The 15,707-nt window shown below is 70.7% G+C and carries 17 protein-coding genes; 9 read left to right on the top strand and 8 right to left on the bottom strand.

Annotated features, from left to right (window positions below):
• Nucleotides 1-69: 69 nt before the first annotated feature.
• From ABD466_RS17305 to ABD466_RS17295, 3 genes are all read left to right on the top strand, one after another.
• Nucleotides 70-843, top strand: a complete 774-nt coding sequence (locus ABD466_RS17305; RefSeq protein WP_344658094.1) for a class I SAM-dependent methyltransferase — start codon at nt 70-72, stop codon at nt 841-843.
• A gap of 128 nt (nt 844-971) precedes the next feature.
• Nucleotides 972-1,391: a hypothetical protein gene (locus ABD466_RS17300; RefSeq protein WP_344658093.1), complete on the top strand. Its 420-nt coding sequence runs from the start codon at nt 972-974 to the stop codon at nt 1,389-1,391.
• 241 nt (nt 1,392-1,632) lie between these two features.
• On the top strand, nt 1,633-2,424 hold the full coding sequence (locus ABD466_RS17295) for a hypothetical protein (protein WP_344658092.1): 792 nt from the start codon (nt 1,633-1,635) through the stop codon (nt 2,422-2,424).
• Nucleotides 2,425-2,730: 306 nt separating this feature from the next.
• Here ABD466_RS17295 and ABD466_RS17290 read toward each other — a convergent pair whose 3' ends face one another.
• From ABD466_RS17290 to ABD466_RS17260, 7 genes are all read right to left on the bottom strand, one after another.
• On the bottom strand, nt 2,731-3,084 hold the full coding sequence (locus ABD466_RS17290; RefSeq protein WP_344658091.1) for a hypothetical protein: 354 nt from the start codon (nt 3,082-3,084) through the stop codon (nt 2,731-2,733).
• Nucleotides 3,085-3,417: 333 nt separating this feature from the next.
• Complete coding sequence (locus tag ABD466_RS17285; protein WP_344658090.1) at nt 3,418-4,089, bottom strand: hypothetical protein; 672 nt, start codon at nt 4,087-4,089, stop codon at nt 3,418-3,420.
• A 186-nt stretch (nt 4,090-4,275) separates the two neighbouring features.
• Nucleotides 4,276-4,941, bottom strand: coding sequence for an SDR family oxidoreductase (locus ABD466_RS17280; RefSeq protein WP_344658089.1), 666 nt, complete (start codon nt 4,939-4,941; stop codon nt 4,276-4,278).
• 39 nt (nt 4,942-4,980) lie between these two features.
• Nucleotides 4,981-6,180 carry an alpha/beta hydrolase family protein gene (locus ABD466_RS17275; protein ID WP_344658088.1) on the bottom strand — a complete coding sequence of 400 codons (1,200 nt, stop codon included), beginning with the start codon at nt 6,178-6,180 and terminating at the stop codon, nt 4,981-4,983.
• Nucleotides 6,181-6,288: 108 nt separating this feature from the next.
• Entirely contained in the window at nt 6,289-6,699 is a 411-nt protein-coding gene (locus ABD466_RS17270; RefSeq protein WP_344658087.1) for a RidA family protein, read from the bottom strand.
• Nucleotides 6,700-6,707: 8 nt separating this feature from the next.
• Entirely contained in the window at nt 6,708-7,484 is a 777-nt protein-coding gene (locus ABD466_RS17265) for an IclR family transcriptional regulator (protein WP_344658086.1), read from the bottom strand.
• The gene (locus ABD466_RS17260; protein WP_344658085.1) at nt 7,481-8,488 is read right to left on the bottom strand and encodes a sugar kinase; all 1,008 of its coding nucleotides are present in this window, start codon (nt 8,486-8,488) and stop codon (nt 7,481-7,483) included. The genes ABD466_RS17265 and ABD466_RS17260 overlap by 4 nt, the downstream gene beginning before the upstream one ends.
• Before the next feature lie 129 nt (nt 8,489-8,617).
• Between ABD466_RS17260 and ABD466_RS17255 the strand changes: the two genes are divergently transcribed.
• From ABD466_RS17255 to ABD466_RS17240, 4 genes are read left to right on the top strand one after another with little or no spacing between them, the layout of a single operon-like run.
• Nucleotides 8,618-9,943, top strand: a complete 1,326-nt coding sequence (locus ABD466_RS17255; RefSeq protein WP_344658084.1) for an alanine racemase — start codon at nt 8,618-8,620, stop codon at nt 9,941-9,943.
• Complete coding sequence (locus ABD466_RS17250) at nt 9,943-11,580, top strand: N-acyl-D-amino-acid deacylase family protein (RefSeq protein WP_344658083.1); 1,638 nt, start codon at nt 9,943-9,945, stop codon at nt 11,578-11,580. Before ABD466_RS17255 ends, ABD466_RS17250 begins: the two co-directional genes overlap by 1 nt.
• Nucleotides 11,577-12,221: a bifunctional 4-hydroxy-2-oxoglutarate aldolase/2-dehydro-3-deoxy-phosphogluconate aldolase gene (locus ABD466_RS17245; protein ID WP_344658082.1), complete on the top strand. Its 645-nt coding sequence runs from the start codon at nt 11,577-11,579 to the stop codon at nt 12,219-12,221. Before ABD466_RS17250 ends, ABD466_RS17245 begins: the two co-directional genes overlap by 4 nt.
• 60 nt (nt 12,222-12,281) lie before the next feature.
• The gene (locus ABD466_RS17240; protein ID WP_344658081.1) at nt 12,282-12,839 is read left to right on the top strand and encodes a phosphonate degradation HD-domain oxygenase; all 558 of its coding nucleotides are present in this window, start codon (nt 12,282-12,284) and stop codon (nt 12,837-12,839) included.
• Here ABD466_RS17240 and ABD466_RS17235 read toward each other — a convergent pair.
• The gene (locus tag ABD466_RS17235) at nt 12,817-13,605 is read right to left on the bottom strand and encodes a type 1 glutamine amidotransferase (RefSeq protein ID WP_344658080.1); all 789 of its coding nucleotides are present in this window, start codon (nt 13,603-13,605) and stop codon (nt 12,817-12,819) included. The genes ABD466_RS17240 and ABD466_RS17235 overlap by 23 nt on opposite strands.
• A gap of 147 nt (nt 13,606-13,752) precedes the next feature.
• On the opposite strand from ABD466_RS17235, the gene ABD466_RS17230 reads away from it, so the two are divergent.
• Complete coding sequence (locus tag ABD466_RS17230) at nt 13,753-14,745, top strand: LysR substrate-binding domain-containing protein (RefSeq protein ID WP_344658191.1); 993 nt, start codon at nt 13,753-13,755, stop codon at nt 14,743-14,745.
• A 204-nt stretch (nt 14,746-14,949) separates the two neighbouring features.
• Nucleotides 14,950-15,693 carry a hypothetical protein gene (locus tag ABD466_RS17225; protein ID WP_344658079.1) on the top strand — a complete coding sequence of 248 codons (744 nt, stop codon included), beginning with the start codon at nt 14,950-14,952 and terminating at the stop codon, nt 15,691-15,693.
• The last annotated feature ends 14 nt before the right edge of the window (nt 15,694-15,707 follow it).

Below are 15,707 nucleotides of genomic sequence, written 5' to 3'. Positions count from 1 at the left end.
CAGCGCTGTCCAGGATGTTGCCGTGGTTGCCGATCGATGATGGCTGACACAGTACGCGCGGCTCGCCGGATGTCGTTCAACGCCGATGCACTGACCTACAAACGGGGCAGGCCACGCTACCCGGACGCGATCTTCGAGTTGCTGACAGATCGATGCGGACTACGGCCCGGCGCGCGGGTGCTAGAGATCGGTGCCGGAACGGGCCTGGCGACCGAGCCGTTGTTAGCGGCCGGCGCGCACGTGGTCGCGGTCGAGCCCGGCGAGAGCCTGGCCGCGATCCTCGCCGCCGATCACGCGTGCGACCGGCTGGAGATCACTGTCAGCGACTTTGAGGCCGCAGATCTGCCAGGCGGGTTCGACCTCGCGGTGGCGGCGACAGCGCTGCATTGGCTCGACCCGGCCACCTCGACCGCGAAGATCGCCGGGCTGGTGCGTCCGGGCGGCTGGCTGGCGGCGTGGTGGAACGAGTTCGGCGACCCCAAGCGGCCGACTCTCTTCCGCGACCGGCTCGATGAGGTCTACCACGATCTGCTGCCCGGCAGGACCGGCTACCGGGACAGCCGCTCTCACGTGCTCGACACCGACCGGTGGCGCGGGCAGTTGACCGCGGGCGGCTACTTCGGCGACGTCTCCGTCGAGATCATCGAATGGAGTCAGATCCTGACCGCTCAGAGTGCGCGGGACCAGTGGTCCACGTTCCCGAACATCGCAGAACTCGCCCCGCCGAACCGCGCAGAGTTTCTCACTCGCCTCGGTTCGCTCGTCGACGAGCTCGGCGGCCAGGTCGCAGACCCGCGCCTGACGGTCATCTACACCGCTCAACGCGTCCATGGCTCGCCATAACCCACGTCCGCAGCTGTCCAGCAGAGCACCCCGACTTCCGCGAAGATCTACGGCTACAGCGGCCGGAGTCACAGCAACGGTTTCAGCCGTCGCCAGCAGATGACGGCACAGCCGAGTGTGACGAAGGCATGGTGGATGTCGCGGCCTGGAACGGCGGCGGCAACCTGTGGCTCGCCCACGGCACCGGCACCACCATCACCGGCCAGCCAGCCGACCCCGACACCCTCGGTGTGTCCGCGGGCACGAATCCCGTGCTGACCGCACTCAGCAACGGCGACATCCAAGCAGCCTGGCACGGCGCGGACACCCAGAACCCCGACGGCAGCCTCTGGCTGGCTCAGATCACCGGTGACACCACGATCCTCGGGCAGCCCGCCGACCCCGACGTCCTCGGCATGGCCGCAGGCACCAGCCCGTCCATCGTCACCCGCACAGACGGCTCGTGGGAGGTGGCCTGGAACGGCGGCGGCAACCTTTGGCTGGCCCACGGCACCGGCACCACCATCATCGGCCAGCCAGCCGACCCCGACACCCTCGGCATTGTGTAGTCGCCTGGTCACTTGACGAAAGGCATCGTCAAAGTTTTGTGATCGAAGCCCTGTGGCTGCGGCTCTGGACTGGGTCGCAGCCACAGGGCTTCACCATGTTCACCACGATTCGCCAGCGTCGTCACAGCACCCCACAAACACCTTCGGTATAAGAGGACAGATGGCCTGCAAAAACTCGCGTGAGCTACAGAGCCGCACCCATTAGCATCTGCCGACCAGCAATCACAAAGGAGGCGGGACCATGAGCAAGTTCCGGATCAACGTCTGTCTGCCGGCCTCCGCGACTGCCGACGTCGAAGTAGCGCTCACCACAGCCATGGCACCGTTCGACATGAACTTGAGCGCCGACTACAACCCTGACGGCATGTGGGACTGGTGGCGCATCGACGCCGGCGAGGACCAGCGGTTCGTCGTCAAGCCCGAACACGACGGCGACCCCCGACTCATCCATAGTGATCCGGACGCCGTCGGATACCAGCGGCAACCGCTTCGCTGTGATGGCGGCCCCCGTGGGCTGCTCGACTTCAACGCATCCCGCCGCGAAGCCCTTGCCCAGGCGCTATCCCAATGGGAAGCCGAGCAACAAGACTTCCAGCGCCTCGTAGCCGACCATCCTCCGGCGCATCCGCTGACTGAGTTCCTGGCCCGCCACGCGGCCGATCCCGACATCTATCCCCGCGAACAGGCTGTCGCAGACCACCACACGCAGCCCCTCGTACAAGCGCTCAACCACGGTTCTGCCTGGGACCGCTACCCAAACCTCGGCCTCTGGGTGCTCGGCCCCAACAGCGATCCGATCAGTAGCTTCACGCAAGACCCACAACCCGGCTTCGCACACGCAGAAGCGTGGGCCATCATGGCGACCGCCTTGCTCACCCTCAACGGGGAGTGGATCGAGTCCGACCAGCTAGGATCTTTCACTGACGTTCGCACCGGCGAAGACAAGTATGACGCGTATGCCCGGCAGGCCACTGACTACCTTGCCGCTCTAGACGACGACTGCATCATCGTCCGGCTGCTCTGTCACTGCTAGAGAGATGCCTCCACAGCACAACCCAAGAGCGAATGCCCTGGTCCGGAAGAAGACCACTCGCCACAGGAAGAATATCCGTGGTGAAGAAGGCTCTACCGCCCCAGGCAGCTTTCGACGCATGAGGCGGTCCGAGGGCGAGGCCGACCAAAACCTGACCCCGCGGCTAAGACCCGGGACGCCACATCGGTCGTTGCCGCCAAGGCACGCAGCTCCGGCCGGGTGTCGATCGCCGAGCTGGGACGCGGTCAGACGCAGGTCGCGGACGCGGCATTGGTATTTCTTCGGCTCGGCATCCTGAATGTGGCGTCAGCCCGTGAAGACGTACCACCCGGCGTAGGGGCCCGCAACGTGCTGGCAGTCCCAGTGGCCGAGCATCCCTTGTTCCCTGACGTAATTGAAGCACCAGCTGGAGGCTGTGTAGGGGCCGTAGTTGTTGTCGTCGCCGGTGATCGCGTACCAGCCGCCGTGAGGCCCGTTCACCCACTCGCAGTCCCAGACGCCTATTTCGCCGGCCACCTGGACGGCGCGGACGCACTTGCTGGAGTTGACGTACGGGCCCCACGGTCCGCCGGTCTGCGCACGGGCTGTGGTAGCGGTACCGGCCAGCGCGGCCATGGCCAGCGTCCCGATCGAGGCGAATGCGGCGATCCTACTCTTCATTGACAGCCTCCTGGCATATAAGGAACTGATGGGTCAGGATTTACTGTGCAGCCTGTTAGGCATGGTGCGGCGTGAGGCTGCTGCCATCAATGATTGGTCGACGCCCCTGGTGGCGCACGGATCCCGTCCGTTCCCGTCCGTGCCCTGCCGTAATGCCGAGGTGCGGGTGCCGCCTGACACGGCGTGAAGATCTGGCGCGCCTGAGCAAACTCAAGGGGTCGCTAGCCCGCAATTCGAGATGCGGAAAAGGGACAAGGCGTCCGGTGAACGAGTCACACAGGAGGCCTTGTCCCTACTCAAGGTTCAGCTGCTCCAGACAAGCCCGGTACGTTCCTAAGCGAGCTGCGACCACGCCTTGTCCGTCAACGCCGCCGCATCGGCCGGGGAGTGCCACGCGTCGCCGCTGGCGAAGCGTAGCCGGACGGTCAGGTGGGCCGAGGTACGTTCGCAGGTCATGACGAGGACCTGGTCCGGGGGCTCCGGCTGGCCCTGGGCCACGGGCGTGTAGTGGACCAGGCAGTTCACCTGGCCGAAGGTCTCGACGTCCTGGTCGGGCTTGGCCATGCCGATCTGGGCCGGGTCGACGTAGGGGTAGTACGGCTTGGGGGATTCGGCGCGGACGGCTTCGAGGGTGACCCAGTTCTGCAGGCTTGCGTCAGTATATTGACGCACCACCGCGGTGGCGCCGCCGTAGGCGTCGGAGAGGTTCTTGGTGCTGGTCGTCTCGGTGGTGGTGATGCGCTTGATCGTGGCCGGGTCGACCTTGTTGTTCTTCGCCGCTGGGGTGTAATCGGCCAGCGCGGCCGGCGCGGACAGGGACTCGTGGCTGGCGCCGAGGCCGCCGCTGCCGCCGTCGCTGCTGCGGGTCAGCAGCAGGGGGATGCCGGCGACGAGGGCGCCGACGACCGCGCCCACCAGGCCGACCATCCACGGGCTCGGCACGCGTGGGCTCGGGGACGACGGCGCGGCGGGTATCTGGGGGCCCGGCAGGGTGGGATCGGCCATGGGAGTCCTCCGGTGGTCAATCGGCCGGGTGGCCGCGGTGGAAGAGGTCTTGGATCTCATACCGTAGCGACCCGCTCCCCCAAGGCCACCCATCGCCGTGGCACTGGATCCCAACGTCAGTAACGAATTACGTACTTTTACGCACGTCGTACGTATGGCGCGGCGACACCGGACGCCCAGGACGAGTCAGGCCTTTGCGTCAGCGACCAAGGTAGCGAACTCCTTGCCCCAGTCCGGCAGCCCGCCGTGGGCGTCATAGATCTCGAAGGTCTTCCCCGTAGCCTCCGCCGATCCGAGCGCCGCGACCGCCGCAGCGGCCACCGAAGCCCGGCTGGTCTGCCCGTCCCCGGTGTCCCCCTGCTCCAGCCGCACCCCGGCGGCGGGGCCCGACGTCAGCCACCCCGGCCTCACGATCGTGTACCGCGCACCGCTGGTCCGCAGCGCCTCCTCACCACGCGCCCGCGCGGTGATGATGCCAGCCATCGCAGGGTACTCATCCGCCCGCGTGATGTAGATCTGCGAGACGAGGACCACGTGGGCGCCGGTGGCGGCCGCGGCGTCGCCGACCGCCGCCACGCCCCGGTGCATCACCGCCTCCGAGCCACGGTCGTCCGTCGGCGGTTCGACCGACACCACCACGCCCGCGTACCCGGCGAGCTGCGCGGGCGTGAAGCCGTCGGACAGGTCCACGACCGCGCTGTCGGCTCCGGAGGGAACGTTGTGCGGGCGGCGGCCGGCGACCGTGACGCCCGCTCCCCGTTCCAGGAGGGACGCCACGACCAGCCGGCCGGTGCGGCCGGAGCCGCCGATCACCAGGTAGGTCGCGCCGGCAAGGGAATCAGCAGAGCTCATGGCGCCATTCTCTGATCATTCCCGCGTCTATGGCGGGATCTAGTGCTGGATCGCGACTTCCGGATACGCCGCCGAGTTCCCGTCGAGCAGCGGCTCGGGGCAGCCCTTCAGGGTCTTTTCGAAGAAGGCTGCGACGTAAGCGCGAGTGATCTGCACGCCTCGGAGAGCGTCCAGCGGATATCCCGGCAGCGGGATCCCCGCCTGCTGCGCCAAGAGCGGGACGTCGGTGAACGCCGCGTGTGATGCCCCGGCCACCGCGAACCACCGCTTGTAGCCGTCCAGGTCGGCCCACGTGTCGCTCCAGCTGCTGTCGCTGCCTCCGGCGGTGTGGTCCTCGTCCCGGCCGAGCATCATGAACGCCCGTCCACCCAGGGCGCCGGACGGCACCACGGGGTAGAACGTCCCGTCCATGTTCACCCCGGCGCTGATGCGCGGGTCGTCCTCCATCGCCGCGGGCGCCGCAGCGCCGCCGATCGAGTGGCCCGCCATCCCGATCGCGTGCCGGTCGATGAGGTGACTCAGCTTCCAGACACGCCCGCCGAGGAGCTGGTCGATGAGGAACTTCACATCCACCCCGCGGTTGGCGGTGATCTGCTCCGGCGTCGGCTTACCCGGACCGCCGCCGCAGGTCACACATGGCGAGATGCTGCCGTCGGCCAACTGTTCGCCGCTGTCCTCCCCCGGGTGGCCGACCAGTGCCACCACGAAGCCGCGGCTGGCGAGATCGGTCGCCAGCGCGGTCAGGGTGGCACGCGGGTTCTCCAGCCCCGGCGAGAGCACCACCAGCGGGAACTTGCCCGGCGCGGCCTTGGCGCCGGTGAACGCCCCGGTCTGGACCGAGGCCACCTCCTCGGCCGTGACCCCGAAGCCCGGAGGGACCCGGTCCTGCACGAAGCCCTGTGCCTCGCCCAGGCTCATGTACGGCGCCGGCTGCCCGGTCCCCTGGCGCGCCGGGTAGAACATCGAGACGGTCAGCTGCCGATACCCGGATGCGGGCACCCACGGGTCGAGTCGGCTGGTGTCGGTCAGGTGCAGCACCTCCTCACCGGCCGCATACGGACCCGTCGACGCGGGCAGCGAGAACTGCAGCGCGGCCGGCGCGACCGCTGCGGCAGCCGCAGAGGACGCGGAGGACGCGGCGGGGGCGGCGTACGCGGCACCGGACGCGGCGACCGTGGCGACGGAGACGGACAGTGCGACGATCGCGGAGGCCGCCAAGCGGCGTCGTGAAGTAGCCATGGCTCGAAGTTACGAGACGGCCGCGTACCACCGAATCAGCCCACAGATGTGCGTTTCGAAGCCGTCATCCCCGGGATGCAAAGCACGTCATCCCACGGAGGTAGTACCTCAGCCGACGACCGCCTGCGCGTCGATCTCGACCAGCATCGGCTCCTGCGGCAGCTCCACGAAGACCGTCGTCCGGCAGGGCTTCACCGAGTCGGCGCCGATGTTCGCGGCGATGAACTCCGCATACGCCTCGTTCATCGCGGCGAAGTGCTCCCGCGTCGTCAGGTACACGCGGAACATGACCACGTCCTCGATCGTCCCGCCGCCGGCCTCGATGATCGCCTTCACGTTCTCCAGCGTGCGCGTCGTCTGCGCCTTCACGTCCCCGCGGAACAGGTACTCGCCGGTGGCCGGATCCTGCGGCCCCTGGCCGGAGACCTGCAGGATCGGGCCCTTGCGCACGCCCTGCGAGAAGCTCCAGGCCGGGGCCGGCGCGCCGTCGGTGCGGATCTCGGTCTTCGCGGAGTTCATCAGGCTGCTCACTTTCTTTCGGTGGGTGAGGAGGGGAGACGGTCCTCGGGCGCCCCGGCGTCCGCCGAGACGGCCCGCGCCGTCTCCAACAACTGCGGCAGCAGTTCCAGTACCTGCTCGTACGGCGCCACCACGTCCGGCACCGAGATCGACACGGCGGCCACCGCCCGTCCGGACGCGTCCCGCACCGGCGCGCCGATGCAGTTGATGAACGTCTCGTGCTCGGCGTGGTCCTGGGCCCAGCCCTGCGCCGCCACCGTCTCCAGCTCCGCGAGCAGCTGCTGCGGTCCGGTGATGGTGTGGGGGGTGTGCGGCGTGAAATCGATGCCTGCGACGGCCCGGCGCCGCTCGGACAGCGGCAGGTCCGCGAGCAGCACCTTGGCCACGGCCGTGTTGTGCAGCCCGGCCCGCAGACCGACGCGGGAGTACATGCGCACCTTGTGCCGCGAGTCGTACTTGTCGATGTAGACGACCTCGCCGCCCTCGTACGCCGCCAGGTGCACGGTCTGTCCGGTCGCGGCGTTCAGCGCGGCCAGGTGCGGCGCCGCGATGCGCCGGATCCCCCGCTGCTCCATCGCCAAGCTGGCCAGCGCGAACAGGCCGGCGCCGAGGTGGTAGCGGTAGTCGGCGTCGCGGTAGACGAAGCGCTCGTCCTCCAGCGACTGCATTAGCCGCAACGCGGTCGTCTTGTGCACGCCGAGCACCTCGGCGAGCTGGTCCAGGGAGCGTTCGCCCTCGCCGAGTTCGGTGAGCAGGCGCAGGGCCCGAGTGACGGTCTGGCTCATGACGCGGCCTCCGCTTCCGTGACGCCGTCGACGGTGATCCGGGTGGCGCTCCATCGCGCGGCGGGCGCGTCGAGCAGCGCGAGGCGGGTGATGTCGCCGAGTTCGCCGACGTCGCCGTGGGCGACCAGCGCGGAGGCGGCCGCCAGGTGGCCGAGCCTCAGGCGCCGCCGCTGGTCGAACCCGTGCAGCGTGCCCGCCAGGTACCCGGCGGCGAAGGCGTCCCCGGCGCCGGTCGGTTCGACGACGTCGACCGCGAGCGCCGCCTCGGACACCGTCCCGCCGTCGGAGGTCGACGCGGTCACCCCGCGTCCGGCGTCCTTCACGACGATCGTGCCCGGCCGGGGAAACAGAGCTCTGATTTCGCCGGGCTCGCCGGTGCCGAAGGCCTCCTCGGCTTCGTCCGCGCCGAGGAAGACGACGTCGGCGGCGTTCACGAACTCCCGCAGCACCGCCGGGTCGCGATCCCGCCACAGCGTCGGGCGCCAGTTCAGGTCGAAGCTGACGAGTCGTCCCGCGCGCGGTGCCGCCAGAAGTTCCCGCACCATGGCCGAGCAGGTCTCGGACAGGGCCGGCGTGATCCCGCTCAGGTGCACGAGCCGGGCACCGCTCAGCAACCGGGCGGTGCCCGGCTCGCCCAGCGTCGCCGCCGACATCGCGGACGCGGCCGATCCCCTGCGGTAGTAATGCAGCCTGCTGCGACCCGCGACGCCGATCTCCTTGAAGTACAAGCCCGTCGGCAGCACCGGATCGACGATCACGCCGGAGGTGTCCACGCCCCGCGAGGCCAACTCGCCCGTCAGCCGCCGCCCGAACCCGTCATCCCCGACCCGGCTGACCCAGGCGCTCGGCACTCCCAGGGCATGCAGGGCGCACGCCACGTTGGACTCGGCCCCGCCGACCGACACGGTGAACGACCCGACGCCTTCCAGCGGTCCGGGCACGTCCGGCAACAGCGCGGCCATCGATTCGCCGACGCACACCGCCCACGGAGTCCCCTCCCGCACCGGCCTCACCCGCCCCTCGTCACGATCCCGCGGCGTTGACCGCCGTTCCGCCCGAATGCTAGAACCGAAGCACAGCATACGCAACGAGCGTTGCGAATAATGCAATCACCCAGGCAGCGGAGGTACCGCATGGCCCACTCGACGTTCGGCAGCCGCACCGAGGCCGCGGGGGCCGACCGCTCGCGGGTGGACGCGCTGGCCGACGAGCGGCTGGACTGGCGGTTCAAGGCCCTGCCACCGGAGTCCTGGGGCAGGACGGTGCAGGCCTACCTCGCCTCCGAGCCGCGCCTGGCCGATCTCGGCACCCCGCTGCTGACCCTCGACGCCGGCGCTCTGGACCACAACCTGCGCACCATGGCCGCGTGGTGCCGGGACGCCGGAGTCACCCTCGCCCCGCACGGCAAGACCACGATGGCCCCGGCGCTGTGGCTGGCGCAGCTGGACGCGGGCGCGGTCGGCGTGACTCTGGCGAACCTGCCGCAGCTGCACGTGGCGCGGGCGTTCGGCGTGCAGCGGCTGATGCTCGCCAACGCTTTGGCCGACCCGGCGGGGCTGGCCTGGATCGCGGGAGAACTCGCGACGGATCCGGACTTCGCGTTCGCGGCGTGGGCCGACTCCGTCGAGACGGTCGCGCTCATGGACACCGCGCTGCGTGCCGCGGGAGTCGGCTCCGGACCGGATCCGGACACCGACCGGCCGGTGGAGGTGCTGGTCGAGCTGGGCCGGTTCGGCGGCCGGACCGGTGCTCGCAGCGTGGCCGAAGCGGAGGCCGTGGCGGCCGCGGTGAAGGCCGCTCCGACGCTGCGCTTGGCGGGCGTCGCAGGGTACGAGGGCGCGATCGCGCACGACGCGTCGGCCGAGGAGCTGAACGTGGTCCGTGCCTACCTGCGCGACCTGGCCGAGCTGCACCGGCGCCTGCTGCCGGATTACGAGACGGGGCATCCGGTGGTCACCGCGGGCGGCAGCGCGTACTTCGACACGGTCGCCGAGGTGCTGGCACCGCCGGCTCGCGAATCAGGGGCCGAAGTCATCCTGCGATCCGGCGCGTACCTCATCCACGACGACGGCTTCTACCACCGCATCTCGCCGCTCGCCCGCGGCGCCGGCCCGGCCCCGTTCCGCGCGGCGATGCACGGCTGGTCCCGTGTGATCTCCCGCCCGGAGCCGGCGCTGGCGCTGCTGGACGGCGGCAAGCGCGACTTCCCGTTCGACGAGGGCCTGCCGGAACCACAGCGGCTGCGGGCCGGCGCAGACGTGTCCGGCATGGTCACCGCGATGAAGGACCAGCACATGTTCCTTCGCGACGCCGTCGGCGCCCCGCCGGTCGGGTCCGTGGTCCGGCTGGGGCTCTCGCATCCGTGCACGGCGCTCGACAAGTGGTCGCTGATCCCGGTCGTGGACGACGCCGACGGGGCCGATCCGAAGGTCGTCGATCTGATCAGGACGTACTTCTGATGGCACAACTCGTATTCCGCGGCGCGACCGTGGTGGACGGCACCGGGACGGAGCGCTACCGCGCGGACGTCGCGGTCCGTGACGGCGTCATCGCCGAGATCGCCCCCACGGACACCGCATCGGACCGGCCGACCGCGCCCCGGATCGTCGACGCCGACGGCCTGGTCCTGACCCCCGGCTTCGTCGACATGCACGCCCACTCCGACCTGCGCACGCTCATCGACCGCGAGCACCCCTCCCGGGTCACGCAAGGCGTCACCTGCGAAGTCCTCGGCCAGGACGGCCTGTCCTACGCCCCGGTCGACGACACGACCCTGCCCGCGCTCCGCCGTCAGATCGCCGGCTGGAACGGCGATCCCGAAGGCTTCCCCTGGGACTGGCGCACCGTCGGCGAGTACCTGGACCGGTTGGACCGGGGCATGGCCGTCAACGCCTGCTACCTGGTCCCGCACGGCACGGTGCGGATGCTGGCGATGGGCTGGGACGATCGCGAACCCGGCCCCGACGAGCTGCGCCGGATGCGGGAACTGGTGGCGCAGGGCATGCGCGAAGGCGCGGTCGGCCTGTCCAGCGGCTTGTCGTACCCGCCTGGCATGTATGCGGGCACTGACGAACTGGTCGAACTCTGCGAAGTGGTCGCGGCGCACGGCGGCTATCACTCGCCGCACCAGCGTTCCTACGGCGCCGGGGCGCTCGACGGCTACGCCGAGATGATCGAGATCTCGCGGCGCTCCGGCTGTCCGCTGCACCTGGCGCACGCGACCATGAACTTCGGCGTCAACGCCGGCCGCGCGGCCGAACTTCTGGCCCTGCTCGACGCCGCGATCGCCGAGGGCTGCGACATCAGCCTGGACACGTACCCCTACCTTCCCGGCTCCACCACCCTGGCCGCGCTGCTGCCGAGCTGGTCGGCCGAGGGCGGCCCGGACGCGACGCTGGCCCGGCTGGACGATCCGGCCGCCCGGGAGCGGATCCGGCGCGACGTCGAGGAAGACGGCAGCGACGGCAACCACGGGATGGTCGTCGACTGGCGGACGATCCAGATCTGCGCCGTCTCCGATTTCTCCGGAGTCCGCGACGCGGGATTCGGCTCGGTGATCGGGCTGAGCGTCGCGGAGATCGCCCGGGAGCGCGGCGTGACCGGCACCGAGGCCTTCTTCGATCTGCTGCGCGCCGACCGCCTCGGCACGACGATCCTGCACCACGTCGGCAACGAGGAGAACGTACGCGCCATCATGCGCCACCCCGCGCACACAGGCGGCAGCGACGGCCTTCTGGTGGGCGCCCGGCCTCATCCGCGCGCCTGGGGCACCTTCGCGCGGTACCTCGGCCACTACGGTCGCGATCTCAAGGTTCTGACGCTGGAGGAGTCGGTCGAGCACCTGACCGGCCGTCCGGCCCGACGGCTGCGGCTGGAGCGGCGCGGCCTGATCCGCGTGGGCTACCACGCGGACCTGGTGCTGTTCGATCCGCTGACGGTGCGCGACGCCGCGACGTTCGACGAGCCGCGCACACCCGCCGTCGGGATCCACGAGGTCCTGGTCAACGGCGTCCCGGTGCTGTCCGGCGGCGAGCCGACCGGCGCCCTCCCCGGCCGTGCGCTGCGCCGCACGGAGAAAGGCGTGTCAGCGCTGTGACATTCGACCTCCCGCACCCGGGGTTCCGGGCGGCGTTGGCCGCGGCGCCGGTCATAGCCGTGGTCCGCGCACCGTCGATCCCCGACGCCCCGGCGCTGTGCGCGGCGTTGGCAGCCGGCGGCATCACGTGGACCGAGCTCACGTTCAGCACTCCGGACGTGGTTCCGCACCTGCGGGCCGCGGTCGCCGCGGGCCATCGGGTCGGGGCGGGGACCGTGCTCACCGCCGCCCAGGCTCGCGAAGCCGTCGAGGCCGGAGTGGCGTTCCTGGTGACTCCGGGGCTGCGACCGGACGTGGCGGACGTGGCGCACGAGACGGGCGTACCGGTCGTCCTCGGCGCCCTGACGCCGACCGAGGTTGCCACGGCCCTCGATCTCGGAACCGCCGCGGTGAAGATCTTCCCGGCGCGGGCCTTCGGCCCCGGCTACTTCAAGGATCTGCGCGGACCCTATCCCGGCCTCCCGCTGGTCGCCTCCGGCGGCGTCAACGCGGGCAACGCGGCCGCCTTCCTGGCCCAAGGCGCCTTGGCGGTCTGTGCGGGCACCGACGTCGTCCCGCCGGACGTCGTGGCCGCCGGGGACTGGGACGAGATCACGAAGCGTGCGAAAGCCTTCACCGCCGCGTCGGGTTCGCCGAGCTGATGACCGCCATAGGCCGACCATCACTTACGCCGGCCAGTCCCGCTGGTTAGCGTGGCGATCGTGAGCACCTCCGCCGAAGCCGTGGACCAGATCGCCGCCCTGTTCGCCGGCGAGGGCGGCGCCGAGTACCTGGGCGAGCCGGTCACGCAGGCCCAGCACATGTTCCAGGCCGCGGCGCTGGCCGAGCGTGAGGGCGCGGCGCCCGCGCTGGTCGCGGCCGCGCTGCTGCACGACGTCGGCCACTTCACCGGCGCGGCGCACGGCCGCGATCTGATGGCCGGCCGCGACAACCGGCACAGCCACCAGGGCGCGGACTGGCTCGCCGCGTGGTTCGGCCCGGAGGTCACCGAGCCGGTGCGGCTGCACGTGGCCGCCAAGCGCTACCTGTGCGCGGTGGAGCCGGACTACTTCGCCGAACTCTCGGAAGCGTCGGTCTACACGTTGTCGGCGCAGGGCGGCCCCATGTCGCCGGAGGAGGTCGCGGAGTTCGAGGCCGGGCCCTTCGCCGAGGACGCCGTGCGGCTGCGGCGCTGGGACGAGGCGGCCAAGGAACCGGACGCCGACGACCCGGGCTTCGAGCACTACCGCGAGCTGCTCACGAAACTGGTTCGGCAGTAGCGGCTGATCCGGCAGTAGCGGTTGGAGCGGCCGAAAGGGCAGTAGCGGCAGAAGCGGCTGGAGGAGCTGGAGCCGCCGAAGCGATCGCCGGATCCGCCGCCAGCGCGTACCAGCGCTCTGAGAAAGCGCCCCACACCCGCCGCAACTCGTTCTCGGCCGCGGCGATGTCGTCCAGCACCGCCTCAGCGTCGATGATCGGATCGGACACCGACCACAGCCGCGTCTCCGCCGCCAGCACCTCGGGGTGGAACTGCACGGCCCACACCCGCGACCCCATGCGGTAGGCCTGATGCGGGAAGCCGTCGGCACAGTGCATCAACGGCACCGCGCCGTCGGGCAGCACCGAGATCTCGTCGCCGTGCCACTGGACGGTGCGAGCACCCACCGGCAACGTGTCGAACAGGTCATCAGGGGTCGGATACCTGACCGGCGTGCACAGCCCCACTTCGCTCCGCGCCGCCCGCCGCACCTCGCCGCCGCAGGCGACCGCGAGCAGCTGCGCCCCCAGGCAGATGGCCAGCGTCGGCAGGTCGCGGCGCACCGCCTCCCGCAGCAGCTCGAACACCGGCGGCCACCAGCCGATCGGCTCGTACGCGGCCTGGGCGCCGCCGAGTACGATCAGGGCGTCGTGCCCGGACAGGTCGGCCGGCAGGTCCTCGCCGTTCCAGGGGTGGCGCAGGTCCAGCTCGGCGCCGAGCGCCGCCAGCCGGTCGCCGACCAGACCCGGGCCGGTGCCGTCCTCGTGCTGGATGATCAGGATCCTCATCGGCCCAGCATCCGACGCCGCGGCGCCGCTCGTCTAGAGGGGCTCCCTCACCGGAAGACGGGAGATTGATCACAATTCACCCCAAGTTCGGCATAGCGCGATAACCTGGATCTATCAATCAGGTCCGCGCACGCCGGGAGCCCCACCATCGCCGCACCCCTCCGCACCCCCACGATCGCCCAGCTCAAGGCGTTCGCGACGGTCGCCGAGCACCTGCACTTCCGCGACTCGGCGGCGGTCCTCGGTATGAGCCAGCCGGCGCTGTCCGGGGCGATCGCGGCACTGGAGGAGAACCTGGGGACACAGCTCGTCGAGCGCACCACGCGCAAGGTTCTCCTGACGGCGTCCGGAGAGCGGGTCGCGCGCCACGCGCAGCGCGTGCTGGCGGCCATGGACGACCTGGTCGAGGAGGCCGCGGCGGCGCGCCGGCCGTTCACCGGGACCGTGAAGCTCGGCGTGATCCCGACGCTGGCGCCGTACCTGCTCCCGGCGCTGCTGCGGCCGTTGAAGAAGCGGTTCCCGGAACTGGATCTGTTCGTGCATGAGGAGCAGACCGCGGTGCTGCTGGAGGGCATCGGCTCAGGGCGGCTGGACGTCGGCCTCCTCGCGTTGCCGTCCGGCGCGCAGGGCCTGGACGAGGTGCCGCTGTACGACGAGGACTTCCTGCTCGTGGCGCCGGAGCACACGCTGCCGCCGGGCAACGGACCGGTGCCCCGGGCGGTCTTGAAGGAACACGAGATCCTGCTGCTGGAAGAGGGGCACTGCCTGCGCGATCAGGCGCTGGACGTGTGCGCCGAAGTCGGGGCCGGCGACTCGGGCGCCACCCGCGCCGCGTCGCTGTCGACGCTGGTCCAGCTGGTGGCCGGCGGCATCGGCGTGACGCTGCTGCCGGAGACGGCGGTCGCGGTGGACGCGCGGCCCGGCTCGGGGCTGGAGGCACGGCGGTTCGCGGGTGTCGCCCCGTCGCGGCGGATCGGGTTGGCGTACCGGGCGTCGTCGGCGCGGGCCGAGGAGTTCGCGGGCCTGGCGGCGGCGATGCGCGAGGCGGTCACGGCGGCCGGGCTGCCGGTGCGGTTGTCCGACGCCGCGAAGCCGGCCGGCCACGGAGGGGAAACGTCCCGGCTGGGAAGGGGGAGCTGACCCTTCATCTGTCCCCGCCCCAGGTGAAGCGCCAGCTCCCGACCCAAGAGAGCATTTTGCTGAGAACTCCGAGCCACGCCAAGGTTTGTTGCCGATCGGTTATCAACTTTTGCGGCACGATGACCGATTCGTGACCGTGCGTCGCGGCCCGGCGGCGCTCCGGCGGCCGTCGCAGTCGCGACGCGCCCTGCTTCAATGAAACGCATGACCTCTCGCGCGACCCCGGTCCCGCCCGCGATAGCCGCCCTGCCCCGCGACCCGCGCGGCTACCCGATCCCCGCCATCACGCCGCGCGACGCCGAAGGCCGCCCGACGTTCGCCATCACCGGCACGGCCCGCACGCTGATCTGCGCGGTCGAGCGGCGCTGCTCGATCTGCGGCACGCCGATGCCGCCGGGGCCGGTGTACCGGGTCATCGCCGCCGCCGAGACCGAGGCCCTGTCCGCCGCCCGCGCGGCCGGCCGGACCGCCGCCAACAAGGCACCGTCCCCGGAACCGCCGGGACATCGCGAGTGCATGCTGTTCGCCGCGTTCACGTGCCCGTTCCTGGCCCGGCCGAACGCGCGACGCGGCCAGGACGCGCACGTCTTCGGCGAGTCGCTGACCCGCGGCACCGCGCGCGGTTCGGCGACGGACGGCGAGAGCGGCGAGCGGATCGGCGGCGCGGTCGCCGGGTTCGCGGACTACGAGTTCCGGTACGTGCCGGGCGAGCAGGTGGCGTTCCTGTTCACCGGTCTCAGCGAACTGCGACCGCACCACCTGGGCGCCGACCAGATTCCCGAGCTGGAGGCCGCGTTGGCGGGCTTGGCACGGGGGCTGGCGGAGGCGTCGGCCATGCCGGTGGACGAGGCGTGTCCGGCCTACCTGCTCGACGACGAAGCGGCTGCCGAGGCCCACGCGCGGGAGATTCTGGAAGCTGCGATGACGCGGGAGCAGAACGGTTCCTGAGCCGCCCGGCGGAA

Source organism: Catenulispora subtropica (assembly GCF_039531675.1).
Lineage (GTDB): Bacteria > Actinomycetota > Actinomycetes > Streptomycetales > Catenulisporaceae > Catenulispora > Catenulispora subtropica.
Note: the sequence above shows the minus strand (reverse complement) of the source record. Positions and strands in the feature narration are given on the sequence as shown.